The 25,572-nt window shown below is 69.3% G+C and carries 25 protein-coding genes; 21 read left to right on the top strand and 4 right to left on the bottom strand.

Translation table 11 applies throughout. The annotated features are described in order from the left end of the window. The first annotated feature begins 292 nt into the window (after positions 1–292). Positions 293–1,900 carry an ABC transporter substrate-binding protein gene (locus SLV14N_RS31670; RefSeq protein WP_208685688.1) on the top strand — a complete coding sequence of 536 codons (1,608 nt, stop codon included), beginning with the start codon at positions 293–295 and terminating at the stop codon, positions 1,898–1,900. A gap of 89 nt (positions 1,901–1,989) precedes the next feature. Then, positions 1,990–3,588 carry an ABC transporter substrate-binding protein gene (locus tag SLV14N_RS31675; protein ID WP_263272050.1) on the top strand — a complete coding sequence of 533 codons (1,599 nt, stop codon included), beginning with the start codon at positions 1,990–1,992 and terminating at the stop codon, positions 3,586–3,588. A 95-nt stretch (positions 3,589–3,683) separates the two neighbouring features. Here the strand turns inward: SLV14N_RS31675 and SLV14N_RS31680 are convergent, their stop codons facing one another. Next, positions 3,684–4,355 (bottom strand): response regulator transcription factor, encoded by a 672-nt coding sequence (locus SLV14N_RS31680; protein ID WP_018087782.1) that lies wholly within the window; start codon positions 4,353–4,355, stop codon positions 3,684–3,686. Between the two features lie 13 nt (positions 4,356–4,368). Then, entirely contained in the window at positions 4,369–5,325 is a 957-nt protein-coding gene (locus SLV14N_RS31685) for a RecB family exonuclease (protein WP_208685690.1), read from the bottom strand. Positions 5,326–5,500: 175 nt separating this feature from the next. On the opposite strand from SLV14N_RS31685, the gene SLV14N_RS31690 reads away from it, so the two are divergent. From SLV14N_RS31690 to SLV14N_RS31700, 3 genes are all read left to right on the top strand, one after another. After that, positions 5,501–6,763: a site-2 protease family protein gene (locus SLV14N_RS31690; protein WP_208685692.1), complete on the top strand. Its 1,263-nt coding sequence runs from the start codon at positions 5,501–5,503 to the stop codon at positions 6,761–6,763. 102 nt (positions 6,764–6,865) lie between these two features. After that, complete coding sequence (locus SLV14N_RS31695; RefSeq protein WP_018087779.1) at positions 6,866–7,792, top strand: tRNA (adenine-N1)-methyltransferase; 927 nt, start codon at positions 6,866–6,868, stop codon at positions 7,790–7,792. Between the two features lie 193 nt (positions 7,793–7,985). Continuing rightward, positions 7,986–8,573 (top strand): hypothetical protein, encoded by a 588-nt coding sequence (locus SLV14N_RS31700; protein ID WP_263272054.1) that lies wholly within the window; start codon positions 7,986–7,988, stop codon positions 8,571–8,573. A 45-nt stretch (positions 8,574–8,618) separates the two neighbouring features. Here SLV14N_RS31700 and SLV14N_RS31705 read toward each other — a convergent pair whose 3' ends face one another. Beyond that, the gene (locus SLV14N_RS31705) at positions 8,619–8,912 is read right to left on the bottom strand and encodes a ferredoxin (protein WP_208685696.1); all 294 of its coding nucleotides are present in this window, start codon (positions 8,910–8,912) and stop codon (positions 8,619–8,621) included. A gap of 249 nt (positions 8,913–9,161) precedes the next feature. Here SLV14N_RS31705 and arc point away from each other — a divergent pair, with 249 nt between their 5' ends. From arc to prcA, 6 genes are all read left to right on the top strand, one after another. After that, complete coding sequence (gene arc, locus SLV14N_RS31710; protein ID WP_208685697.1) at positions 9,162–10,928, top strand: proteasome ATPase; 1,767 nt, start codon at positions 9,162–9,164, stop codon at positions 10,926–10,928. Between the two features lie 276 nt (positions 10,929–11,204). Then, positions 11,205–12,716 carry a depupylase/deamidase Dop gene (dop, locus tag SLV14N_RS31715; RefSeq protein ID WP_208685699.1) on the top strand — a complete coding sequence of 504 codons (1,512 nt, stop codon included), beginning with the start codon at positions 11,205–11,207 and terminating at the stop codon, positions 12,714–12,716. A gap of 189 nt (positions 12,717–12,905) precedes the next feature. Next, positions 12,906–13,124 carry a ubiquitin-like protein Pup gene (locus tag SLV14N_RS31720; protein ID WP_042157149.1) on the top strand — a complete coding sequence of 73 codons (219 nt, stop codon included), beginning with the start codon at positions 12,906–12,908 and terminating at the stop codon, positions 13,122–13,124. 100 nt (positions 13,125–13,224) lie between these two features. Continuing rightward, positions 13,225–13,593 carry an endonuclease VII domain-containing protein gene (locus tag SLV14N_RS31725; protein ID WP_263272061.1) on the top strand — a complete coding sequence of 123 codons (369 nt, stop codon included), beginning with the start codon at positions 13,225–13,227 and terminating at the stop codon, positions 13,591–13,593. Continuing rightward, complete coding sequence (gene prcB / locus SLV14N_RS31730) at positions 13,545–14,390, top strand: proteasome subunit beta (RefSeq protein ID WP_208685703.1); 846 nt, start codon at positions 13,545–13,547, stop codon at positions 14,388–14,390. Before SLV14N_RS31725 ends, prcB begins: the two co-directional genes overlap by 49 nt. Before the next feature lie 91 nt (positions 14,391–14,481). Next, the gene (gene prcA / locus SLV14N_RS31735) at positions 14,482–15,333 is read left to right on the top strand and encodes a proteasome subunit alpha (RefSeq protein WP_263272065.1); all 852 of its coding nucleotides are present in this window, start codon (positions 14,482–14,484) and stop codon (positions 15,331–15,333) included. A 49-nt stretch (positions 15,334–15,382) separates the two neighbouring features. Here prcA and SLV14N_RS31740 read toward each other — a convergent pair whose 3' ends face one another. Beyond that, positions 15,383–16,504: a LacI family DNA-binding transcriptional regulator gene (locus SLV14N_RS31740; RefSeq protein WP_263272067.1), complete on the bottom strand. Its 1,122-nt coding sequence runs from the start codon at positions 16,502–16,504 to the stop codon at positions 15,383–15,385. A gap of 121 nt (positions 16,505–16,625) precedes the next feature. Here SLV14N_RS31740 and SLV14N_RS31745 point away from each other — a divergent pair, with 121 nt between their 5' ends. The 10 genes from SLV14N_RS31745 to tatC all read left to right on the top strand — a co-directional run bounded on the left by SLV14N_RS31745 (position 16,626) and on the right by tatC (position 25,066). After that, a complete protein-coding gene (locus SLV14N_RS31745) occupies positions 16,626–17,885 on the top strand; it encodes an MFS transporter (protein WP_263272069.1) in 1,260 nt (419 codons plus the stop codon). 9 nt (positions 17,886–17,894) lie between these two features. After that, positions 17,895–19,256, top strand: a complete 1,362-nt coding sequence (gene pafA, locus SLV14N_RS31750; RefSeq protein ID WP_018087769.1) for a Pup--protein ligase — start codon at positions 17,895–17,897, stop codon at positions 19,254–19,256. A 135-nt stretch (positions 19,257–19,391) separates the two neighbouring features. After that, the gene (locus tag SLV14N_RS31755; protein ID WP_263272072.1) at positions 19,392–20,378 is read left to right on the top strand and encodes an FKBP-type peptidyl-prolyl cis-trans isomerase; all 987 of its coding nucleotides are present in this window, start codon (positions 19,392–19,394) and stop codon (positions 20,376–20,378) included. A gap of 68 nt (positions 20,379–20,446) precedes the next feature. After that, positions 20,447–20,821: an FKBP-type peptidyl-prolyl cis-trans isomerase gene (locus SLV14N_RS31760; RefSeq protein ID WP_018087767.1), complete on the top strand. Its 375-nt coding sequence runs from the start codon at positions 20,447–20,449 to the stop codon at positions 20,819–20,821. A 222-nt stretch (positions 20,822–21,043) separates the two neighbouring features. Next, positions 21,044–22,012, top strand: coding sequence for a YafY family protein (locus tag SLV14N_RS31765; RefSeq protein WP_208685712.1), 969 nt, complete (start codon positions 21,044–21,046; stop codon positions 22,010–22,012). A 16-nt stretch (positions 22,013–22,028) separates the two neighbouring features. Beyond that, on the top strand, positions 22,029–22,979 hold the full coding sequence (locus SLV14N_RS31770; RefSeq protein WP_018087765.1) for a YafY family protein: 951 nt from the start codon (positions 22,029–22,031) through the stop codon (positions 22,977–22,979). Between the two features lie 67 nt (positions 22,980–23,046). Then, complete coding sequence (locus SLV14N_RS31775) at positions 23,047–23,301, top strand: hypothetical protein (protein ID WP_263272078.1); 255 nt, start codon at positions 23,047–23,049, stop codon at positions 23,299–23,301. Between the two features lie 16 nt (positions 23,302–23,317). Continuing rightward, complete coding sequence (locus SLV14N_RS31780; RefSeq protein ID WP_018087763.1) at positions 23,318–23,521, top strand: hypothetical protein; 204 nt, start codon at positions 23,318–23,320, stop codon at positions 23,519–23,521. A 222-nt stretch (positions 23,522–23,743) separates the two neighbouring features. After that, a complete protein-coding gene (gene tatA, locus SLV14N_RS31785) occupies positions 23,744–24,046 on the top strand; it encodes a Sec-independent protein translocase subunit TatA (protein WP_018087762.1) in 303 nt (100 codons plus the stop codon). A gap of 60 nt (positions 24,047–24,106) precedes the next feature. After that, the gene (tatC, locus tag SLV14N_RS31790; RefSeq protein WP_263272080.1) at positions 24,107–25,066 is read left to right on the top strand and encodes a twin-arginine translocase subunit TatC; all 960 of its coding nucleotides are present in this window, start codon (positions 24,107–24,109) and stop codon (positions 25,064–25,066) included. The last annotated feature ends 506 nt before the right edge of the window (positions 25,067–25,572 follow it).

Raw genomic sequence — 25,572 nt, forward strand, 5'->3', positions numbered from 1 at the left:
CTTAATTGCCGCCTCGTCATGGCTCCTTGAACGCGTGACGTTTCTCACGTGCCGGGCCGTCGACAGTGGACTCCTCAGGTGTTCCAGGGGCCCTCTGGGAGGGTTTCCGCGGGGGTAAGTGTCCGGATTGATGGAGCAACGTGTGAATCGTTCCACCGTCCGGATATCGATCAGGTTGCATCGTTATCCAGGCGCCATATCGAGACAACTCCTTTGCGTCTCAGCGCGGCTGGCCGTTCCTACTAATGTCGTCGCGGGCAACATTGCTGCGCTGATAAGGAACCTGCCGACGATGAATCGCAAGACCCTGGTGCTGCCGGCGCTGGCCGGTCTCCTCGCCCCCGTCCTCGCCGCCTGTGGCAGCTCGGACAGTGCCGGCGAGGGTGTCGATCCGATCGTCGTGGGGGTCGCCACCTATATCGAGGCGACCAAGGCGGCGCCCGCTCCGCTCGACCCGTCGCAGGCCTACGACGTCGACGCATGGAACGTGATGCGCAGCAGCCTGCAGACGCTGATGCGGCTGCCGCGGTCCGGTACCGCTCCGGTGCCCGAGGCCGCCGAGTCCTGCGGCTTCCGCGACACCCAGAACGAGCAGTACCGCTGCACCCTGCGCAGCGGCCTGAAGTTTTCGAACGGGCATGCGCTGACGGCGCAGGACGTCAAGTTCTCCATCGACCGTATGAAGACCATCAACAACACCAATGGTCCGGTGACGTTGCTCGACGGCATCGACAAGGTCGAGGCGCCCAGTGACACCGAGGTGGTCTTCCACCTCAAGAAGCCGGACGCCACCTTCCCGCAGAAGCTCACCACGCCCGCCGCGTCCATCGTCGACCCCGAGGTCTACCCCAAGGGCCGCCTCCACAGCGGCTTCGACGTGGTCGGCTCCGGCCCGTACACCCTCAAGGTCCAGCGCAGCGGCAACCACATCGCCAAGGCGGTCTTCACCAAGAACCCCACCTACAAGGGCGGGGTGAAGGCGAAGAACGACAAGGTCGAGATGCGCTTCTTCAACGACTCCGGGTCCACGGAGAAGGCGCTGCGCAAGGGCAGCGTCGACGTGATGAACCGCGGTCTGTCGCCCGACCAGGTCAGGGGGCTGGAGAACGCCCGCGACAAGGGCATCATGCTCCAGGAGCAGCCGGGCCAGGAGATCCGCTACCTCGCGTTCAACACCAAGGACCCGGCCGTCTCCAACAAGGCCGTGCGGCAGGCGATGGCGCAGATCGTCAACCGCTCGGACCTGGTGCGGAACGTCTACTCGTACACCGGCGACCCGCTCTTCTCGATGGTGCCGACGGGCCTGACCGGCCACATCAACTCCTTCTTCAACACGTACGGGAACCCCAGCGCCGCGGCCGCCCGCAAGACGCTGCGGGAGGCGAACATCACCTCTCCGGTGAAGTTCACCCTCACGTACACCACGAGCCACTACGGCTCCAGCACGGCCAAGGAGGTCCGTGCGGTGCAGAGCCAGCTCAACAGCACCAAGCTGTTCGACGTCAGCATCAAGGGTGTCGACAGCTGGCAGCAGTTCCGCACCGAAGCCCTGGACGGCAAATACGCCGTCTACAACATGGGCTGGTTCCCCGACATCCCGGATGCCGACAACTACATCGCGCCGTTCATCGGCAAGCAGAACTACCTCGGCTCCCCCTACCGCAACGGCAAGATCGAGACGCAGCTGATCCCCTCCAGCCGCCAGCAGTCCGACCGCAACGCCGCGGGCTCCGACTTCAAGCAGGCGCAGGACATCCTCGCCGACGATGTACCGCTGCTCCCGCTGTGGCAGGGCAAGCAGTACGTCGCCGCCCGCGATGACATCACGGGCCTCGAGTGGGCCCTCAACTCCGCCTCGGGCCTCCAGATCTGGGAGCTCGGCCGCGGCGTCGCCGAATGAGCCGGCGGAGGCGACCCATGCAGCACACCACCGCCGCGGCCTCCCCGCCGCGGCCCGACAGGCACGACCCAGAACGTGAGGACCGTTTAGTGAGGAAGCGTGACCAGTGGCTGGCCGCCCCGATCGGAGCGGGGCTGGCAACAGCTCTGCTCGCGGTCGCCGGGTGCGGCACGGACGACTCGGAAGCCGCCGGCAACGGCGAGCCCGTGGTCATGGGAATGACGGACAAGGTCGTGTCCACCGACCCCGCGGCCGGTTACGAGCCCGGCTCCTGGCTGTTGTTCAACAACGTCTTCCAGTCCCTGCTGAGCTTCCCCAAGGGAGGCACCACCCCCGAGCCGGAAGCCGCCGAGCGCTGCGGCTTCACCGACAGGGAGAGCAAGGTCTACCGCTGCACCCTGAAGGGCGGCCTCACCTTCAGCAACGGCGACAAGCTGACGTCCAAGGACGTCAAGTACTCCTTCGACCGCACCCGGCGCATCAAGGACAAGAACGGCCCCGCCGCGATGTTCTCCGCGCTCGACAAGGTCGAGACCCCGGACTCCAAGACCGTGGTCTTCCGGCTGAAGTCGCCCGACGCGACCTTCCCCATGAAGATAGCCTCGGGCGCCGGCTCCATCGTCGACCACGCCGAGTACCCCGCCGACCGGCTGCGCACCGACGGCAAGGCCGTCGGCTCCGGTGTCTACACCCTCAAGGAGTACAGCTCCCAGAAGGCCGTCTTCGCCGTCAACGGCTCCTACAAGGGCCCGGCCAAGGTCAAGAACTCTGGGATGACCGTGAAGTTCTTCAACCGCGCCGACAAGCTCAAGAAGGCCGTCGAGGGCGGCGATGTCGATGTCGCCTACCGCGGTCTGTCCATGAAGGACATCGCGGCGCTGAACAACGCCTCGCTGAAGCAGCAGCACGGCACCCAGGTCGTGGAGGGCGCCAGCGCCGAGGTCATGCACCTGGTGTTCAACCTCAAGGACCCGGTCGCCGGCAAGCTGGGCGTCCGCAAGGCGATCGCCTACCTCCTGGACCGCTCCACCCTCGTCCGGGACGTCTACCAGCGCACCGCGGTGCCGCTGTACTCCATCGTCCCGGCCGGCATCACGGGCCACAGCACCTCCTTCTTCAACACCTACGGCGACCGCCCGAAGCCCGACAAGGCGAAGGACGCGCTGCGCTCCGCCGGCCTCAACGGCAAGGTGCCGCTCACGCTGTGGGCCACCCCCGACCGCTACGGCCCCGGCACCGTCCCGGCCTTCGAGGAGATCGCCCAACAGCTCAACGCCAGCGGGCTGTTCGACGCCAAGGTGCGCACCCTGCCCACCAAGGAGTACGAGCAGCGCATGGCCGACGGCAAGTTCGGCGTCTACGTCAAGGGCTGGATCCCCGACTATCCGGACCCCGACAACTTCACCGCGCCGTTCTTCGGCAAGGACAGCGTGGTGGCCAACAACTACACCTCGCCCACCATCACCGGCCAGCTGCTGCCCAAGACGGCCGACCAGCCGAACCGCGGCGCCACCAAGGACCAGTTCCGGGAGCTGCAGGACATCGTTGCGCAGGACGTGCCGATGATCCCGATCTGGCAGGGCAAGCAGTACGCGGTGGCCCGGGACGGGGTCTCCGGCCTGCAATGGACCCTGGACCCCTCGACCGTCTTCCGATTCTGGGAGATCAGCAAGGCGGCCGACGCCTGACCGGACCCGGCACACCACGGCGGGGCCGGCCCGGGGAAATCTTCCCGGGCCGGCCCCGCCGTCGTCCGTCTGCCGGGCCGTCAGGGCCCCGCAGGCTACTGCGCGCCGGGGCGCACCAGCCCGCTCTCGTACGCGTACACCGCCGCCTGCACCCGGTCGCGCAGCCCCAGCTTCGTCAGCACATGGCCCACATGCGTCTTGACGGTGGTCTCGCTCACGAACAGATCGGCGGCGATCTCCGCATTCGACAACCCGCGGGCCACCAGCTTCAGCACCTCCACCTCGCGCTCGGTGAGGGTGTGCAGAGTGTCCGGCACCGGCTCCTCGCCCGACGGCAGATGGCCCGCGTACTTGTCCAGCAGCCGGCGGGTGATGCTCGGCGCGAGCATCGCCTCGCCCGCCGCCACCACCCGGATCGCCTGCACCAGCTCATTGGCCGGCGCGTCCTTGAGCAGAAAGCCGCTCGCCCCCGCCCGCAGCGCCTCGACGACATACTCGTCCAGGTCGAAGGTCGTCAGGACCAGCACCTTCGCCGGGCCGTCCTTCGCCGGACCGGTGATCTGCCGGGTCGCCTCGACACCGTCCATCCGGGGCATCCGGATGTCCATCAGGACCACATCGGGCTGCAGAGCCCGCACCTGCTCCAGTGCCTGGAGACCGTCACCGGCCTCCCCGACGACCGCCAGATCCTGCTCCGCCTCCAGAATCATCCGGAATCCCGTACGCAGCAGGGGCTGGTCGTCGACCAGCAGGACGCGGATGGCCACGAGCTCTCCTTCGTTAGATCTCCCCCATTCTGCCCTGCGGCGGCACACCGCCCTCCGCCGGGCGCACCTGGAGCGGATACACCGGGGGAGTGCCGCCGAATTCCGGACAGTGCGCCTGGTGGTCGCACCAGCCGCACAGCTTCGTCGGCCGCGGCCGCCAGTCGCCGGTCGCCGTCGCCAGCTGGATCGCCTCCCACAGCGCCAGCAACTTCCGCTCCACGCCCCGCAGATCGGCCTCGTCCGGGTCGTACGTCACCACATCGCCGCTGCCCAGATAGACCAGCTGCAGCCTCCGCGGCACCACACCGCGCAGCCGCCACATCACCAGGGCGTAGAACTTCATCTGGAACAGCGCGCCCTCGGCGAACTGCGGCCGCGGCGCCTTGCCGGTCTTGTAGTCGACGATCCGCACCTCGCCCGTCGGCGCGACGTCCACCCGGTCGATGAACCCGCGCAGCTGCAGCCCCGACTCCAGCACCGTCTCCACATACAGCTCACGGTCCGCCGGCTCCAGACGCGTCGGGTCCTCCAGCGAGAACCACCGCTCCACCAGCGCCTCGGCCTCCGCCAGCCACCCCGCCAGCCGCTCGCCCTCCGGATCCTCCGCGAACAGCCCGGCCAGCTCCGGCCGCTTGGCGAGCAGCTTCTCCCACTCGCCCGGCACCATCGCCCGCGCCCCGGCCGCCGTACGCTCCGCCGCCGGCGCCTCGAAGAGCCGCTCCAGCACCGCATGCACGACCGTGCCGCGGGTCGCCGCCGCGCTCGGCTGCTCCGGCAGCCGGTCGATCACCCGGAAGCGGTAGAGCAGCGGGCACTGCATGAAATCGCTCGCCCGTGACGGCGACAGCGCCACCGGCGGCCGCGGCTGCTCCCCGCCCCGCGGCCCCGCCCCGGCCGCCTCCGCGCCCGGCCCGCCGCCGCTCTGCCCACTCTGTGTGCCCGCCTCGGCCTGCTCCGTGCTCCATCCCATGCCACAAAACCCTACGGCCCGCCACTGACAGGCGCGGACGGGTCACCGGCGCAGGGCCCCCGCGGCGGACCGGGCCCGGTCGCTCCGCATACCATCGACGGCGGACCCCTTCGCCCTGCATGATCGAGATATCAGGCCGAGCAGGGGCGAATGCCGTATTCAATGAGGGGACGCCGTGGACGAGAGCGGGAAGTCGCAGGACCCCGAGGAGTCCGTGCGGCCCCAGCCGCCCGAGCCGCCCGAGCAGGACAACACACCCAAGGGCCCCACACCGGGCAAGAAGAGGAGCGGCGGCGGGATCCTGATGGGCCGTCCCTTCGGTGTGCCCGTCTACGTGGCGCCCAGCTGGTTCCTCGTCGCGGCCCTGATCACCTGGGTCTTCGGCGGCCAGCTGGAGCGCGTGCTGCCCGAGCTGGGCGCCGCCCGCTATCTGGTCTCGCTCTTCTTCGCCGTCGCCTTCTACGCCTCGGTGCTCGTCCACGAGCTGGCCCACACCGTCGCCGCGCTCCGCTTCAAGCTCCCCGTGCGCCGCATCCAGCTGCAGTTCTTCGGCGGCGTCTCGGAGATCGAGAAGGAGAGCGAGACCCCCGGCAGGGAATTCGTCCTCGCCTTCGTCGGCCCGCTGCTCTCCCTCGTGCTCGCCGGGGTCTTCTACGCCGGTATGCAGCTGGTCGACCCCGGCACCGTCCCCGGTGTCCTGCTCGCGGGCCTGATGTTCTCCAACCTCATCGTCGCGGTCTTCAACCTGCTGCCCGGCCTCCCGCTGGACGGCGGCCGGATGCTGCGCGCCCTCGTCTGGAAGATCACCGGCAGGCCCATGAGCGGCACCGTCGCCGCCGCCTGGGTCGGCCGCGCGCTTGCCGTCACCGTCCTCATCGGACTGCCGCTGCTCACCCACACCGGGGCCCTCGGCGCCGCCCGCCCCGAGATCGGCGGCGCCGACTCGCTCACCGACGCGCTGCTCGCCGCGATCCTCGCCGCGATCATCTGGACCGGCGCCGGCAACAGCCTGCGGATGGCCCGGCTGCGCGAACGCCTCCCCGACCTCACCGCCCGCACCCTGACCCGGCGCGCCGTCCCCGTCGAGACCGACACCCCGCTCTCCGAGGCGCTGCGCCGCGCCAACGACGCCGGCGCCCGTGCCCTGGTCGTCGTCGACCGCCAGGGCACGCCCACCGCCCTCGTCCGCGAGGCCGCCATCGTCGGTGTCCCCGACCACCGCCGCCCCTGGGTCGCCGTGGGCACCCTCGCCCAGGACCTCAAGGACGGTATGCGGGTCTCCGCCGAACTCGCCGGCGAGGACCTCCTGGAATACCTGCGCGCCACCCCCGCCACCGAATACCTCGTCATCGAGGAGACCGGTGAGATCTACGGCGTCCTGTCCACCGCCGACGTCGAGCGGGCCTTCGTCTCCGCCATGGCCCGCAAGCCTGCTTGACAGGGGCTCGGTTCGCCTCCGGGGGCGCCGGAGCCGGTGTCGGCCCACTCACCCTCCCGCCCACTGGTCGGCGGCGTCCCAACGGGCCGGTAGGCTGGTCACATGTCCGAACCGACCGGTGCCGCCCGCCGTCGCGGGCCCTTCAAGGTCGGGGACCAGGTCCAGCTCACCGACCCCAAGGGACGCCACTACACCTTCACGCTCGAAGAGGGAAAAAGCTTCCACACCCACAAGGGAGCCTTCCCCCACGACGAGCTGATCGGTGCTCCCGAGGGCAGCGTTGTCCGTACCACCGGGAACGTCGCCTACCTCGCGCTGCGCCCGCTGCTCCCCGACTACGTCCTGTCCATGCCCCGCGGCGCCGCCGTGGTCTACCCCAAGGACGCGGGGCAGATCCTGGCGATGGCCGACATCTTCCCCGGCGCCCGCGTCGTCGAGGCCGGTGTGGGCTCCGGCTCGCTCAGCAGCTTCCTGCTGCGCGCCATCGGCGACGACGGCATGCTGCACTCCTACGAGCGCCGCGCCGACTTCGCCGAGATCGCCACGCAGAACGTGGAGCGCTACTTCGGCGGTCCGCACCCCGCATGGACGCTCACCGTCGGTGACCTCCAGGACAACCTCTCCGACGCCGACGTCGACCGCGTCATCCTCGACATGCTCGCCCCCTGGGAGTGCCTGGAGGCCGTCTCCAAGGCCCTGGTCCCCGGCGGCATCCTCTGCGCCTACGTCGCGACGACGACGCAGATGGCCCGCACCGTCGAGGCGATCCGCGAACACGGCACCTTCAACGAGCCGTCGGCCTGGGAAACCATGGTCCGCACCTGGCACGTCGAGGGCCTCGCCGTCCGCCCCGACCACCGGATGATCGGCCACACGGGCTTCCTGCTGACCGCCCGCCGCCTCGCCGACGGCGTCGAGCCCCCGCTGCGCCGCCGCCGCCCCGCCAAGGGCGCGTACGGCGAGGACTACACCGGCCCCGGCAAGGACGCGGCAGCGGCATCCGGAGGCGGCTCCGCCGACCGCGGCTGACCGTCCGGAACCGGCCATCGAACCACCAGGCGCCGCCGACGAGTTCCCGTACGGGAATCCGCCGGCGGCGCCCCTGCGTTTCCGCCCTGGATCCGCACGGAAAACTCCGGCCCTGCTGGTTCCTTGGCGCCCCCTCCTGTGGAACGATGCTGGGCACTCCCACCGCCACAGCACTTCACAGGAGTTACCCCGCGTGCAGCCCACGGCAGGCCAGGACCTCTTGCACACCCAGCCGCGCCCCATGCACTGGCTCGCCACCGCCACCGCCATCTCGGCGGTCGTCGCGGCCGCGTCCTTCGTCCAGCCCCCCGACGCCACGGCCACGACCTCCCGCAGCGCCACGACCGGCGGCCGGCACCCCGCCGCCGCCCCCGACCCGGGCAAGGTGACCTTTCCGGTCGACTGCGGCCCCAACCGCCTCGACGTGGTGAAAAAGGCCTCCGGAGACCTGGACGGCGACGGTACGACCGAGACCGTCGCGGTGGTCCGCTGCCACACCGGGGCGGGCTCCCCGCCCAGCGGCGTCTACGTCCTCGCGCAGCCGGCCGAGCGCCGGGCCGCCCCCCGGATCGTGGCGACACTCCTCGCGCCCGCGCAGCAGCGCAGCGTCCAAACCCTCTCCGTCAAGGATGGCGCGATCTCTGCGGCGGTCCTGGGCTACTCCACGCGCGACGTGCCGCGCTGCTGCCCGGACGTGCGCAAGAGCCTCAAGTGGCAATGGAAGGGCGGGAAGTTCGTCCAGAGCGAACTCCCCGCCGCCGTGAGCACCCGGCGCGCCTAACCGGTCACACGGTGTGTGCGCCGGGAGCGTTCCGCTCCGGCGGGGCTACTCCGCGTCCGGGCCGTAGACCTCGACGCGGTCCTGGACGCGGCGGACGTGGATGCAGTCCCCGGGGCACTCCTTCGCGGAGTCCCGCACGTCATTGAGCAGCTTCAGCGGGACGGGCGTTGTGGCCCCCTTGTCCTGCAGCAGCTCGTCATCGGTGCTCTTCACATAGGCCAGACCGTCGATGTCGAGCTCGAAGACCTCCGGCGCGTACTGCGCACAGATGCCGTCCCCGGTGCACAGATCCTGATCGATCCATACTTCCAGCTCTGGGGCTTCGTCCTGTGCGGTCATCTCGCCTGCCGTTCCTGCGTACGTGAACCGTTTTTGTCTAAGTGGCGCCAGCCCTGACGGGTGTTGACCAAGTCGACGATACAACCGCTCGCTTTCCGATGTTGTTGGGTGGGTATTCCCTTGGCGTGAGGACGTGCGCAAGGGTGAAGATCGGACACGCCCCGACAGTCTTTTCGATCTAGGGGTTTCAACCTGCACCGGCCCAGGTAGGGTCAGGAAGCGTCCAGCTCCTTGGAGGAGGTGAGGACCGTGGCAGCCCACGACGACGACATCAACCGCGGCATCCGGCCGGGGCGAGGGTCTGAAGATCCCGCCGGCCAGGTTGCCTATCTCGAGCAGGAGATCGCCGTCCTGCGACGCAAGCTCGCCGACTCTCCGCGTCACACGAGGATTCTCGAAGAGCGGATCGTCGAGCTGCAGACCAACCTGGCCGGCGTCTCGGCGCAGAACGAGCGTCTCGCCAATACTCTCCGCGAGGCCCGCGACCAGATCGTCGCCCTGAAGGAGGAAGTGGACCGGCTCGCGCAGCCGCCGGCCGGCTTCGGAGTCTTCCTGCAGGCGAACGATGACGGCACGGTCGACATTTTCACCGGAGGCAGAAAGCTCCGGGTGAATGTCAGCCCCAGTGTGGAGACCGAGGACCTCAGGCGCGGCCAAGAGGTCATGCTCAATGAAGCGCTCAACGTGGTCGAGGCCATGGAGTTCGAGAGCGCCGGCGACATCGTCACCCTCAAGGAGATCCTTGAGGACGGCGAGCGCGCCCTGGTGATCGGGCACACCGACGAGGAACGGGTGGTGAGGCTCGCCGAGCCGCTGCTGGACATCACCATCCGCCCCGGCGACGCCCTGCTCCTCGAGCCCCGCTCCGGCTACGTCTACGAAGTCATCCCGAAGAGCGAGGTCGAGGAACTCGTCCTCGAAGAGGTCCCGGACATCGACTACACCAAGATCGGCGGTCTGGGCGGCCAGATCGAACTGATCCGGGACGCGGTCGAGCTTCCGTACCTCTACCCCGACCTCTTCAAGGAGCACGAACTCCGCCCGCCCAAGGGCGTCTTGCTCTACGGCCCGCCCGGCTGCGGCAAGACTCTCATCGCCAAGGCGGTCGCCAACTCCCTTGCCAAGAAGGTCGCCGAGGTGACCGGGCAGCCCGCGGGGAAGAGCTTCTTCCTCAACATCAAGGGCCCCGAGCTGCTCAACAAGTACGTCGGCGAGACGGAGCGGCACATCCGGCTGGTCTTCCAGCGCGCCAGGGAAAAGGCGAGCGAGGGCACCCCCGTCATCGTCTTCTTCGACGAGATGGACTCCCTCTTCCGCACCCGGGGATCCGGCGTCAGCTCGGACGTGGAGAACACCATCGTTCCGCAGCTGCTCTCCGAGATCGACGGTGTCGAGGGCCTCGAAAATGTGATCGTGATCGGCGCCTCGAACCGCGAGGACATGATCGACCCGGCGATCCTGCGCCCCGGCCGTCTCGATGTGAAGATCAAGATCGAGCGTCCGGACGCGGAGGCCGCCAAGGACATCTTCTCGAAGTACCTCACGGAGCGTCTGCCGCTGCACACCGACGATCTCTCCGAGCACGGCGACTCGCGGAAGGCCGCGGTCAGCGGGATGATCCAGTCGGTCGTTGAGCAGATGTACGCGGAATCCGAGGAGAATCGCTTCCTGGAGGTCACCTACGCCAATGGTGACAAGGAAGTCCTTTACTTCAAGGACTTCAATTCCGGTGCGATGATCGAAAACATCGTAGGACGCGCAAAGAAGATGGCCATCAAGGCCTTCCTCGAACACAATCAGAAGGGGCTTCGGGTTTCCCACCTCCTCCAGGCATGCGTGGATGAGTTCAAGGAGAACGAGGACCTGCCCAACACCACCAACCCGGACGACTGGGCCCGGATCTCCGGCAAGAAGGGCGAGCGGATCGTATACATCCGTACGCTGGTCACCGGAAAGCAGGGCGCAGACACCGGTCGCTCCATCGATACGGTGGCGAATACCGGCCAATACCTGTAACACCGCTCTCCGGCTGCGGATGTCCTGCACGGGGCGTCCGCAGCCGGACCCTTTTCCGGGGGCGCCAGGACCGCTCCCCTTAAGGGCGCGGTGAACCAGGGAAAACCGGACTGGAGCAATGACTGTAATGATCTCCCCAGCGCCGCTAAGGCGTTCTAGGCTCTTCGGTACCGCTGCGTCACGCTGTGCGGGCGTGGGGCACGCGCACGGACCGGAAGCACAGCGGTACTTGAGCGCCGACCCCATCCGGGGGCGCCGCCGGGCTAGGAGGGCCGCATGACCGTACGGCGAGTAATGGGAATCGAGACGGAGTACGGGATCTCCGTCCCCGGCCACCCGAACGCCAATGCCATGCTCACCTCGTCCCAGGTCGTCAACGCCTACGCGGCCGCGATGCACCGGGCACGCCGTGCCCGCTGGGATTTCGAGGAGGAGAACCCGCTGCGGGACGCCCGCGGCTTCGACCTCGCACGGGAAAACGCCGACGCCAGCCAGCTCACGGACGAGGACATCGGCCTGGCCAATGTGATCCTCACCAACGGTGCCCGGCTCTACGTCGACCACGCACACCCCGAATACAGCGCCCCCGAGGTCACCAATCCGCGTGACGCCGTCCTGTGGGACAAGGCCGGCGAGCGGATCATGGCCCAGGCCGCCGAACGGGCCGCCCAGGTCCCCGGCGCCCAGCCCATCCACCTCTACAAGAACAACACCGACAACAAGGGCGCCTCCTACGGCACGCACGAGAACTACCTGATGAAGCGGGAGACCCCCTTCTCGGACATCGTGCGGCATCTGACGCCGTTCTTCGTCTCCCGCCAGGTGGTCACCGGCGCCGGCCGGGTCGGTATCGGCCAGGACGGCCACGAGCACGGCTTCCAGCTCAGCCAGCGCGCCGACTACTTCGAGGTGGAGGTCGGCCTGGAGACGACGCTCAAGCGGCCCATCATCAACACCCGCGACGAACCGCACGCCGACGCGGAGAAGTACCGCCGGCTCCACGTGATCATCGGGGACGCCAACCTCTCCGAGATCTCGACGTATCTGAAGCTGGGCACCACCTCTCTGGTGCTCTCCATGATCGAGGACGGTTTCATCGCCGTCGATCTGGCCGTCGACCAGCCCGTCCGCACCCTCCACCAGGTCTCCCACGACCCCACCCTGCAACACCTGATCACGCTCCGCAGCGGCCGCACACTCACCGCGGTACAGCTCCAAATGGAGTACTTCGAGCTGGCCCGTAAATATGTTGAGGACCGTTACGGAGCGGATGCGGACGATCAGACCAAGGACGTCCTGACCAGGTGGGAGGACGTGCTCGGCCGGCTGGAGAACGATCCGATGAGCCTGTCCGGCGAGCTGGACTGGGTCGCCAAGCGGGAGCTCATGGAGGGCTACCGGCGCCGTGACGGCCTGGACTGGGACGCGGCGCGGCTGCACCTCATCGACCTGCAGTACGCCGACGTGCGCCCCGAGAAGGGCCTGTACAACCGTCTGGCGGCCCGCGGCAAGATGAAGCGGCTCCTGGACGAGCCGGACGTCACACGGGCCGAGGGGAAGCCCCCGGAGGACACCAGGGCGTACTTCCGCGGTCGCTGCCTGGAGCAGTACGCGGACGATGTCGCGGCGGCCTCATGGGATTCGGTCATCTTCGATCTGCCCGGTCGTGACTCCCTGCAACGGGTTCCCACACTGGAGCCGCTGCGGGGAACCCGTAAGCACGTCAAGGAGCTCCTTGACCGCTGCCGTACCGCAGAGGAGCTGGTCAGGACGCTCTCCGGTCGCTGAGTCGCGGCAGGTGCACGACAAGATTTGCGGCGATCCGTGGCCGATGCACGGCTGAAATCGTCGCGGGGCGGGAATCATCGAGGTGACTCCCGGGCGTTGCAGCAAGTGCAGGGCCGATGTCGGGCCCTGCTTGTAGGGTCGGATCTTGAAGGTCACATCGAGCGGGGCGAACCGAGCGGGGTGAGGGACATGGCGACCAAGGACAGCGGCGGCGGACAGGCCAAGGCCACGCGTTCCACCGAAGAGGTCGAGGAGCAGACGCAGGACGCGGAGGCCTCGGAAGACCTCAAGGAACGCCAGGAAAAGTTGTCGGACGACGTGGATTCCGTCCTGGACGAAATCGATGACGTGCTCGAAGAGAACGCCGAGGACTTCGTTCGGAGCTTCGTGCAAAAGGGCGGGGAGTAGAGCAGACCGGACATGTTCGCTTCAGGGGGGCCGGAGCGTTGCGCGCGGTGCGGAAAGGGATGACCGCGCGCAGCCTTCGGGCCGCATCCGGGGAGGTCCGATGGCCGCCCGGACTCCAGCGGGCCGTGTGCCCCGGAATTCGCCACGGCACGGCGTCGCCGCTGCGGCGAGGAATGCCGTGCACCGAAAGCCGGCCCGCCGGTTCCGGCGGGTACGGCGCCGCCGGGCGGGGCGCGATGATCAAGGAGCGGCCGGTATCCGCCCGGTCCGTCTCCAGCAGGGCCCCGGACATGTGGATCACACCCCCGATACGGGTAAGGTCCGAGACGTACGGTGCATCAACTGCAACTCGGCACTCGGCAAGTTGAGGGATGACCCCGACGCCATGCGCAGGGCCATCGCATATCTGGAAGGAAACGTGTGGAAGCCAATACTCGAAGCACCGGGCGTCTACCAGCTGCCTTCCTGACGCCTGGATCCTCGTCGTTCATGGATTTCCTCGGCGAGCACTCGCCCGATCTGCTGCCGGGCAATCGCCCGTTGCCGCCGGTGCAGGGTGCCATCGAGGCGCCGCACGGCACGACGATCGTTGCCGCGGCGTTCCCCGGGGGCGTCGTGCTCGCCGGTGACCGGCGGGCGACCATGGGCAATGTCATTGCGCAGCGTGATATCGAGAAGGTTTTCCCGGCCGACGAGTATTCGGCGGTCGGCATCGCGGGCACGGCAGGCCTCGCGGTGGAGATGGTCAAGCTCTTCCAGCTGGAGCTGGAGCACTTCGAGAAGGTCGAGGGTGCCCAACTCTCCTTGGAGGGCAAGGCGAATCGTCTGTCGACGATGATTCGCAGCAATCTCGGGATGGCCATGCAGGGACTGGCCGTGGTGCCGTTGTTCGCCGGCTATGACCTGGACCGCGAGAAGGGCCGTATCTTCTCGTACGACGTGACCGGCGGGCGCTCGGAGGAGCAGGGCTTCGCGGCGACGGGTTCCGGCTCGCTCTTCGCGCGCAGCGCGCTGAAGAAGCTCTTCCAGGAGGACTTCACGGAGAATCAGGCCGCCACGGCCGTCGTCCAGGCGCTCTATGACGCCGCGGACGACGACTCGGCGACCGGCGGCCCGGACATGGCACGGCGGATCTACCCCATCGTCACGGTGATCACCGAGGACGGCTTCAAGAAGCTGACCGAGGCCGAGGTCTCGGAGATCGCCAGGGCCATTCATGAGCGCCGCCTGGAACAGCCCGACGGTCCGCGCGCCGCGTTGCTCTGACGGGACGGATGTTCCGCAATGCTCCCCCAGCTCCCGCTGGGTGTGCCCCCAGCCACTGAGAGAGCTCTTGACAGGAAGGGACGGATAGCCGGTGTCGACGCCGTTCTATGTCTCACCCCAGCAGGCCATGGCCGATCGCGCCGAATACGCCCGCAAGGGCATCGCGCGCGGCCGCAGTGTCGTGGTGCTGCAATACACCGACGGCGTGGTCTTCGTCGCCGAGAATCCCTCCCGCGCCCTGCACAAGGTCAGCGAGATCTATGACCGGATCGCCTTCGCCGCCGTCGGCAAATACAACGAGTTCGAGAATCTGCGGATCGGCGGTGTGCGCTATGCGGATCTGCGGGGTTACACCTACGACCGGGAGGACGTGACCGCGCGCGGCCTGGCGAATGTCTACGCCCAGACGCTCGGCACGATCTTCTCCAGCGCCGCCGAGAAGCCGTACGAGGTCGAGCTGATCGTGGCCGAGGTCGGCAGCGCGCCCGAGGACGACCAGATCTACCGGCTGCCGCACGACGGCTCGATCGTGGACGAGCACGGATCGGTGGCCGTCGGCGGCAATGCCGACCAGATCAGCAGCTACCTCGACCAGCGGCACCGCGACGGAATGACGCTGGCCGAGGCGCTGAAGCTGGCGGTGGAGTCCCTGTCGCGGGACACCAACGGCGGTGAGCGCACGCTGACCGCCGAGCAGCTCGAGGTCGCCACCCTGGACCGCACGCGACCGCAGCAGCGCAAGTTCAAGCGGATCCTGGGGCGGCAGCTGTCGCGGCTCCTGGACGAGCACGCCGCCGCGGGCGCCGAGGAGCCGGCGGCGGACGCGGACGCGGACGCCGATGCAGGCGCGGCCGGGGCGCCCGAAGAGGGCGCCGGCGGCAAGGACACCAAGGGCGGCAAGGGGAAGGACGACTCCGAGGGGGAGTCCGGCCCCAAGCTCTGACGAGGTAGCCGCTTTCGGGCCCGAGGCCCGGTTCACGCGCCCCGGTGGGTCACTGCCCGCCGGGGCGCGCGGCATTGCCGGGGGCGTCCACGGGCGGGGCGGTGGAACCGCGGGTGACCAGTTCCACGGGCAGGGTGGGGGTGTCCGCCGGGCGGCCGTCGAGCACCGTCATCAGGGCCCGCATCCCGGCCTCGCCGAACTCCTCCGCGGGCAGCCGTACGGTCGTCAGCTCCGGTTCCACGGCGACGGCCAGGGCCAGATCGTCGAAGCCGGTGACGGACACGTCCTCGGGGACGCGCAGGCCCAGACGCCGGACGGCCTTGCAGGCACCCGCGGCGATGATGTCGTCGTCGCAGAGCAGCGCCGTGGGGCGGGGGCCGGGCCCGGTGAGGGCGGCGTGTGCGGCGTGCAGCCCGGCGTCGACGCCCAGGGCGGCCGGCTGCCGGCGCAGCAGAGCGCCGGGGACGCCGTGGAGGCTGTCGGCGACGGCGCGGGCCCGCAGCTCGAAGGTCCATGACCGGACATCGGCCGCGAGGTGGGTGATACAGCGGTGGCCGAGGGCGCTCAGATGACCGGTCAACTGCCGTGCGCCGTCGGCGATATCGAGGTTGACCGTGGCGTTCGCCCGGTCGTCGCCGGGATCGCTGTCCAGCATGACCAGGGGAAGATCGGCTTCCCGGAGCGCGGTGAGTGCCTCGGCGGCCATGGACGAGGCGATCACGCCGTCCAGGGTGGCCGCGGCGGAGTCGAACGGGTTGCGGGCGGGGCCGATGCCTTCGGGGGAGGGGTAGAGGACGACGCCGAAGCCGTGGTCGGCGGCGGCCCGGGCCGCGCCGGTGTAGACGCGGGCGAAGAATTCGGTGGTCAGGGCGGGGACGACCAGCAGCACCGTGCGGGTGCGGCCCGTCCGCAGGCTGCGGGCGGCGAGGTTGGGCCGATAGCCCAGCTCACGGGCGGCGGCGCGTACGGCTTCCGCCTTGCCGGGGGAGACCCGGCCGCGCCATTTGTCGCCCAGGACGAGCGAGACGGCGGCCTGGGAGACCCCGGCGGCGCGGGCCACGTCCCGGCTGGTGGCGCGGGTGGCGGCCGGCCTACCAGGGCGCGCGGCGCCGGCCGCTCCGGTGGAGCTGGTGCTTGCACCGGGGGGTGTTGCGGCCTCGTTGCTGGTCACCGGCTGTCTTGCTCCTCACGTTCGGGCGCCGCGGGTGGACCGCGGGTTGTGGTCATGGTACGTATGACGACGGCAGTTATACGTAACACGTCCGGTTCGGCCGGACAGGAAAGGGGCGCGCATGGCCGCGGGATACGCGGAGCTTCTCAGGACCCGGCATGCCGCCCGGCTCCTGGCGGGGACACTGGTCGGCAGACTGCCGAACGCCACCGCGGCGCTGGCCGTGGTCCTCTTCGTACGCGCCGAGGGCGGCAGCTACGCCCTGGCCGGTGCGCTCGCCGCGGTCTACGGCGTCTGTACCGCCGTCGGCCAGCCGCTGCTCGGCCGGGCCACGGACCTCTACGGACAGCCGCGGGTGATGCTGCCCGCCTCGGTGCTCTCCGCGCTCGGCATGGCGCTGCTGGCGGCCGTCGGCCTGGATGTGCTGTGGCTCGCCTACGCCGCCATGGTGATCGCCGGTTTCTTCACCCCACCCCTGGAGGGCGGTCTGCGGGCGCTGTGGCCCGGGGTCCTCAAGCGCGCGGACCAGGTGCACGCCGCCTATGCGCTGGACGCGGTGGCGCAGGAAGTCATGTTCGCGGCGGGGCCGTTGCTGGTGACGCTGGGCGTGGCGGCCTGGTCGGCGGGCGCGGCGCTGCTGGTGATCAACCTGGCCGGGGTGCTCGGCGCGCTCTCCGTCGTCGTCTCCGGGCCGTCCCGGCAGTGGCGCAGTGAGCCGCGTGAGGTGCACTGGCTGGGTGCGTTGCGCTCGGCCGGGCTGCTGGTGCTGATCGGGGCGTTCTTCTTCGTGGGGCTGGCGCTGGGGTCGATCGAGGTCGCGGCCGTGGCGTACGCCGATGAGCACGGCGGGGGAATGGTCTCCAGCGCCCTGCTCTCCGCGCTCAGCACCGGCGCGCTGATCGGTGGCCTCGTCTACGGCGCCCGGGAGTGGCCGGGACGGCCGGAGAGCCGGCTGCGGCTGCTGGTCGGCCTGCTGGCGCTGGGGTATCTGCCGCTGGTGCTGGTGCCGGGTGTCGTCGGGATGACGGCGCTGACCGGTGTCGCCGGTGTGTTCCTGGCGCCGGCGCTGGCCTGCGCGTTCGTGGTGGTGGACCGGCATGCGCCCAAGGGCACGGTGACGGAGGCGTTTTCCTGGCTGGTGACGACGTTCGGCGTGGGGGCGGCGGTGGGTGCCTCGGTGGTGGGTCCGGCGGTGGAGGGCGGCGGCGCGGTCGCGGGCTTCGCGGTGGCCGGTGCCGGTGGGATCGCCGCGCTGGTCGTCCTTTTGTCGACGAAGCGATTCCTGGGGGATCCCGTGCGGCCTACGCCCGGTGGGGCCACGGCGGAAAATGATCGAAACGGGACCGTCGAACCCGGTTTCAGAGCAGGCCGTCAGGCGTAATGTTCAGTCATGGACCGCCGCATTTTCGGGCTGGAGAACGAGTACGGCGTCACGTGCACGTTCAGGGGACAGCGCCGACTGTCGCCTGACGAAGTGGCGCGGTACCTCTTCCGCCGTGTCGTGTCATGGGGCCGCAGCAGCAATGTCTTCCTGCGGAACGGCGCCCGCCTGTACTTGGACGTGGGTTCGCACCCGGAATACGCAACTCCCGAGTGCGACAACGTGACCGAGCTGGTCACGCACGACAAGGCCGGCGAGCGCATTCTCGAAGGCCTGCTCGTCGACGCCGAACGCCGCCTGCATGAGGAGGGAATCGCGGGCGACGTCTATCTCTTCAAGAACAACACCGATTCGGCGGGAAACTCCTACGGCTGCCACGAGAATTATCTCGTCGCCCGCCACGGCGAGTTCTCCCGGCTCGCGGACATCCTCATTCCGTTCCTTGTCACCCGTCAGCTGCTGTGCGGCGCGGGCAAAGTGCTGCAGACTCCGCGGGGCGCCGTCTACTGCGTCAGCCAGCGTGCGGAGCACATCTGGGAGGGCGTCTCCTCGGCGACGACCCGCTCCCGGCCCATCATCAATACCCGCGATGAACCGCATGCGGACGCCGAGCGCTATCGCCGGCTCCATGTCATCGTCGGCGACTCCAATATGTCCGAGACGACCATGATGCTGAAGGTCGGCGCCACCGATCTCGTACTGCGCATGATCGAGGCGGGCACCGTCATGCGCGATCTGACGTTGGAGAACCCGATCCGGGCCATCCGCGAGGTCAGCCACGACATCACCGGTCAGCGCAAGGTGCGGCTGGCCAGCGGGCGCGAGGCGTCGGCGCTGGAGGTCCAGCAGGAGTACTACGAGAAGGCCGTGGATTTCTGCGACCGCCGCGGAATCCGTACGGGCACCGTCGAGCGGGTCCTGGAGCTGTGGGGCCGTACGCTCGAAGCGATCCGGGACGAGGAGCTCGACCGTATCTCGACCGAGATCGACTGGGTGATGAAACATCAGCTCATCGAGCGATACCGCACAAAGAACAACATCACCATGTCCCACCCACGAGTGGCGCAGATAGACCTCGCGTATCATGATATCCACCGTCGCCGGGGGCTTTATTACCTCCTGGAGCGGAAGGGACAAGCGGCACGGATCTGCAATGACTTGAAGATCTTCGAGGGCAAGTCGGTGCCGCCGCAGACCACCCGTGCCAGGCTGCGCGGCGACTTCATTCGCCGGGCGCAGGAGCAGCGTCGTGATTTCACGGTCGACTGGGTGCATCTCAAGCTCAATGACCAGGCGCAGCGCACGGTGCTGTGCAAGGACCCGTTCCGTTCCGTGGACGACCGGGTGGAGAAGCTGATCGCAGGTATGTGACCCGCGGGGAATGCGGTGGTGTGCCGGGAGCCGGAGCTCCCGGCACATTGCCGTGTTGTGGCGGGAAACGTCTGGCGGCACAGGTCGTAGAGTGGCGGGCATTGCCCACCCACCCCACGAGCCCGAGTTGGACGAATGAACCTCACGAAGAACACCCGTCGCGCCGCCGTCGCGCTGACCGTGCCCATCCTGCTGTTCACCGCCGCCTGCGGGTCCGACGACGGTAAGGGCACGTCGGGCGGAGCTGTCGTCAAGGTCGAGGGCAAGGCAGGGGAGAAGCCCAAGATTACGGTGCCGAAGGGCGCCAAGCCGTCCGACAAGGCCGTCACCAAGACCCTCATCGAGGGCAAGGGCGCCACGGTCAAGAAGGGCGATCTGGTCCGGCTGGACTTCGCGGCGGAGTCGATGAAGGGCCAGAACCTCGGTGGCAGCTGGACCCCGCAGCCCGGGAGCAAGCCGGGCGGGCCGCGTACCCAGGTCGTCAGCGAGGTCACCGACCAGATGACCCAGCAGATGCTGCCGCCGAAGGTGCTGTCCGCGGTCGCCGGGCAGAAGGTCGGCAGCCGCTTCGAGGTCGAGGGCACCGCCAAGGCGCTGATCGGCGCGGGCCTGAACCCGCAGGCCGGGATCAAGCCGGAGGACGGGCTGGTGTGGGTCGTCGACGTCGTGGGGGCGAAGAAGGTCGACAAGAAGGCGAAGGCCGAGGGCGAGCAGGCGGAGCCGGAGGACGGTCTGCCCGAGGTGACGGCGCCGGACGGCAAGGCCGCGAAGATCGAGGTTCCCAAGGGCGAGAAGGCCCCCAAGGACCTCAAGGAGCAGGTGCTGATCAACGGCAAGGGCCCCGAGGTGAAGGCCGGTGACGGGCTGATCGCGCAGTACACCGGGGTGAAGTGGGAGGACGGCAAGAAGTTCGACTCGTCCTGGGACCACGGTGGCGCGACGGCGTTCCAAATCGGTACCGGGCAGGTCGTCCAGGGCTGGGACAAGGCGCTGGTCGGCAAGCACGTCGGTGACCGGGTGGAGATCGTGATCCCGCCGAAGCTGGGCTACGGCGCGAGCCCGCAGCACGAGCTGGCGAAGAACACCCTGGTCTTCTCGGTCGACATCGTCGGCACGGTCTGACGGCGGCCCTCGCAAGATCTGCAAGACTGGCCCGGTAATCGTAAAGATTCGTAAGTAGGAGCACATCCGTGAGCATCGACAAGCCCGAGATCGACTTTCCTGAGGGCCCGGCTCCCACCGAGCTCGAGATCGTGGACCTGACGGAGGGCGACGGGCCGGTCGCCAAGGCCGGGGACACCGTCTCCGTCCACTACGTCGGTGTGTCGTTCAGCACCGGCGAGGAGTTCGACGCCAGCTGGAACCGGGGCAAGCCGCTCCAGTTCCAGCTGGGCGCCGGCCAGGTCATCGCCGGCTGGGACCAGGGCGTGCAGGGCATGAAGGTCGGCGGCCGCCGCCGGCTGACCATCCCCGCGCACCTGGCGTACGGCGACCGTGGCGCCGGCGGCGGCCGGATCGCCCCGGGCGAGACGCTGATCTTCGTCTGCGACCTGGTCTCCGTCTGAGACCGTCGCCGGTCGCCGTGCGCGACCGCTGGTGACGTACCGAGGGCCCGTGCCGCGATGGCACGGGCCCTCGGACGAGTGAGCCCGCCGAGTGAGCCCGCACTCCCTCCTGGCCCACCCTGCGGGCGGACGGAGGGACTGCGGGCTCACTCGTCCGGCTTTTGCCCTGACCACCCCGAGCGGTACGGTCAACGATCGGGAGTTCAACGAGAAAGGGCGTCGATGGCCATTGCCAAGGCCGAGCGGCTGATGAATCTGGCGCTGTGCCTGCTGGGGACGCGACGCCCGCTGACCAAACGTGAACTGCGGTCGTCCATCGAGGCCTACATCGAGGCGAGCAGCGACGACTCGTTCAACCGCATGTTCGAGCGGGACAAGGACGATCTGCGCGAGCTGGGCCTCGTCATCGAGACCGTCGAGGGCATCGAGGGCGACATCGGCTATCTCGCCCGCCGAGACAGCAACCGCCTGCCCCCGATCACGCTGGACGCCGAGGAGGCCGCCGCCCTGGGGCTCGCCGCCAAGATCTGGCAGCAGGCCCGGCTGGCGGGAGCCGCCAGCGGCGCCCTCCAGAAGCTGCGCGCGGCCGGTATGCCGCTGGCCGCTGACGGTGCCGACTACGACGCCGGACAGCCGCACAGCGCGCTGGAACCCCGTATCCCCGCTCACGAGGCCGCCTTCGAGCCGCTGATGCTGGCCTGCCGCGACCGCCGCCCGGTCGTCTTCGACTACCGCAAGTCGACCGCCGCACACCCCGAGCAGCGGCAGGTCGAACCCTGGATCCTCGAATGCTGGCGGGGCCACTGGTATGTCGCCGGCTGGGACCGCGAGCGCCAGGCCGAGCGGGTCTTCCGGCTCTCCCGGATCACCGGCAAGGTCCGTTCCCGGCAAGGGGCGTTCACCGCGCCGGTGCCCGATCACGTCACCGTCCGCGAGACCGTCGAGAGCTGGGCCGGCGAGACCGCCACCGGCACCGCCAGGATCAAGCTGCGGGCCGAGCACGGATATCCGCTGCGCGCCCGTGCGCTCGCCCTCCGCGAGCTCGGCGACGGCTGGGACGAGCTGGAGATCCCCAACGGGCACGGGCTCGACGCCTGGCTGGTGGAGTTCGGCCCCGACGTGGTCGTACTGGAACCCGCGGAACTGCGCGCCGATGTCATCGACCGGCTGCGTGCCGTGGCCAAGGGCTGAGAGGGATACGAGACCCATGGCGACGAACGCGATCGACCAGACCCGCCGGATGCTGTCCCTGGTGACCTACCTCCGCGAGCGCCCCGGCGCCCGTGTCGGGGACGTCGCCCGCGCCTTCGGCATCACCGAGGACGAGCTGATCGCCGACCTCGACGTCCTGCCGATGTGCGGAACGAGCTTCCGCGGCGGCGACCTCCTGGACATCGACACCGACGGCGACCGCATCTGGTGGCACAACCCCGACGATGTCGCCGAGCCGCTGCGGCTGGCCGCCGACGAGGCGACCGCTCTGCTGGTCGCGGCCCGCGCGGTGGCCACCCTGCCCGGACTGCGCGAGGGTGACCGGCAGGCGCTGCTGCGGGCCACCGCCAAGCTGGAGGCGGCGGCCGGAGAAGCGGCCGGCGCCAGTTCCCGGCTCTCGGTGACCTTCGAATCCGAGGGCGGGGTGTTCGCCGATGTGGACCGTGCCATCGCCGAGCGGCGCCGGCTGTGGCTGCGCTACTACTCCCCGGCCCGCGACGAGCTGACCGAGCGCGAGGTCGACCCGATCCGGCTCTTCGCCGTCGGCCACACCTATATGGAGGCGTGGTGCCGGCTCTCGGAGGCCCGGCGCACCTTCCGGCTCGACCGGGTCGCCGAGATCAAGCTGCTGGACGCGCCCGCCGATCCGCCCCCGGTCGAGCTGCGCGACCTGTCGGAGGGCCTGGTGCAGCCCGCGGCCGAGGACCCCGAGGTCTCCATCGAGGTCGGGCCCGGCGGCCGCTGGGTCGCCGAGTACTACCCGCACGACAGCGCCGACGAGCTCCCCGACGGCGGGCTGCGCATCACCCTGCGCACCCCCGACCCGGCCTCGCTGCGCCGGCTGGCCCTGCGGCTGGGCCGGGATGGCCGGATCGTGGCGCCGCAGGCGCTCGCGGACAGCGCGCGGCAGGCCGCCGAGCAGGCCCTCGCGGCGTACGGCGAGTGAGCGCGGCGTGCCGGGCGGCGTGCCGGGCGCACCGTCCGGCGCGGGGCGAAGGACGAGGCGGCGAAGGATGACGATGGCGACCACCACCTTGGCGGGCAGGAGCGCTCCGGTGCTCTTCAAGGCGGCCTGCCCGGACTGCCGGGGCCGCTTCGAACTGGCCTCGGACGCCTTCCGGCTGGCGATCGGCGGCAGCAGCCGCACCACCTTCTACTCCTTCACCTGCCCCGACTGCCGCCGTGCGGTGCGCAAACCGGCCGGTGAGCGGATCATCGAGCTGCTCACCGGCGGCGGGGTCCGCACGCTGCGGCTGCACACGGGCTGACCGATAGGCTCGTGCCATGCTCTGGCCCATGATCGCAATCGCCCTAGGCTTCGCCGGGATCGCCGTGCTCGGCGTCCTCGCCGTCCGCGTCTTCGTCGAAGTACGGCGGCTGGCCCGCCAGGTCGGGGCGACCTCGGAGCGGATCCAGCAGGCCAGCGAGGACCTGGAGCGGGCGGCGCTGCCGCTCGCCTCACGGGCGCACGAGGCCGGCCGGGACTGAGATGTTGCCGCCGGGCTGCGCGGTCTGCTCCGCCGGAGGGCAGAAGGGTAGGCTTCCTCTGCGGTTCACACAGCGCGGCGGTCGAGGCAATTCGGAAGATGCACGGGCATTGCCCGGCGTTCACCACCGAACGTTACGATCGAGCGAGCACCAGGACGCCAGTCCGACCCCCATTCGGCAGGCACCACAGCAGACGCCGCCCCGGCGAGAAGGTAGTCGCACATGTTCAGCAACTTGAGGGCCCCCGAGATTATTCTGATCCTCGTCGTCATTGTGCTGCTGTTCGGCGCGAAGAAGCTGCCGGACATGGCGCGTTCGCTCGGGAAGTCCGCTCGTATCCTCAAGAGCGAGGCCAAGGCGATGAAGAAGGACGGCGGCGACGCGGACGGTGGCGCCACGTCCGGCACCTCTTCCGAGGCTCCCTCTGATGCTGCGCAGCAGGCCCCTCGTACGATTCAGGCGGCTCCCGGTGATGTGAGCAGCTCGCGCCCCGTGGCCGAGCCGAACCGCACCAACCAGAGCTGACCGAACCGATCCAGTCACACCGACCCGGTCGGCGGCTGATGTACGAGACGAGGAAGTGGGTTGCCCAAGTCTGCCCGCAAGCAGGAGAAGGACCCCGAGGGGCGTATGCCGCTCGCGGCGCATCTGCGTGAGCTGCGCAACAGGCTGCTGAAATCGGTGCTGGTGATCATTGTGGTCACCATCGTCGCGTTGTGGCAGTACGACGCGATCGCCCACTTCGTCACGGGCCCGGTCATCGATTCGGTCGGCTGCCCCAAGGGGACGTCCGGCCCGCGCGCCCATCCCTGCGCTCAGGTGGTCGCGAACGGTCTGCTCGCACCGTTCACGATCATGCTCAAGCTGTCCCTCACCTCCGGCGTCGTCCTCGCCAGCCCGGTGTGGCTCTACCAGCTCTGGGCCTTCCTCGCCCCGGGCCTGCACCGCCACGAGAAGAAGTACGCGCTGAGCTTTGTCGGCGCCGGTGTCCCGCTCTTCCTCGGTGGCGCCTACCTCGCCTACGCGGTCCTGCCGACCACCGCGGGCGCGCTGGTCGGACTGACCCCCGGCGACTGGGCCAACCTCTTCCCGGCCGACGAGTTCATCGACATCGTCACGCGCATGGTCCTGGTCTTCGGTCTCGCCTTCGAGCTGCCGCTTCTCCTGGTGCTGCTCAACTTCGGCGGAGTGCTCACCGGCCGCCGGATCATGAGCTGGTGGCGGTTCATGGTGCTGGGCATCACGGTCTTCGCGGCCCTCGCGACGCCGACCGGTGATCCGCTGGTCATGGGGCTGCTGGCCGCCCCGATCGTGGTGCTGTACTTCGGCGCCGTCGGCATCTGCCTCTTCAACGACCGCCGCCGCAAGCTCGGCAACCCGGATGCGGAGCTGAGCGACGACGAGGCCTCGGAGCTCGATCTGACGCCCACCGAGGTCGGTGCGATCGAGCCGGTCGCCTCGGGCCGGATGCTTCCGGAGCAGGCGAGTGGTGAGGCGGGCGAGAGCGGTGCGGGGCGGCGTGGCGGGTACGACGACTTCACGTGACGGGTTGTGACTTGGCGTAGTCGGTGCCGGGGTTGATCGGTCCGCGGTGTTTGTCTGCGGGTGCGGGTGCGGGTGCGGGTGCGGGTGCGGTTGTGGCTGGGCGCGCCGTTCCCCGCGCCCCTTCGTGGCGCGGCCGATCCGTCACTTGCTTCGGGGGCTGTGCGGGTTGGTGGGGGCTGGGGTGTTGCGGCGCTTGTGGTTGCCGCGGGGGTCGGAGGGGACGCACCGGGACCCGTCCTCGGCGCGGGCGACGCGGGTCCATGGGATTGATTGCCCCGGCGTTCGCTCCGGTCCTGCGGGCGGGCCCCGGTACATCCCCTCCAACCGTCCAGCGTTGCCGACTGCCGCCCGGTGACACCGTCCGTCACCGACCACATGCCAGCCGCGCCCAACGATCTGGCGGCCCGACCAGGTCCCTGCCAAGGGGGGTGCATGGGTTGGTGACGGTGATCGGTACGGCGGGAGAGCCGCGCGCGTACGGCGGTCGGAGGGGATGTCCGGTGAGC

The sequence above is a fragment of the Streptomyces sp. Je 1-4 4N24 genome, from assembly GCF_026239515.1.
Lineage (GTDB): Bacteria > Actinomycetota > Actinomycetes > Streptomycetales > Streptomycetaceae > Streptomyces > Streptomyces nigrescens.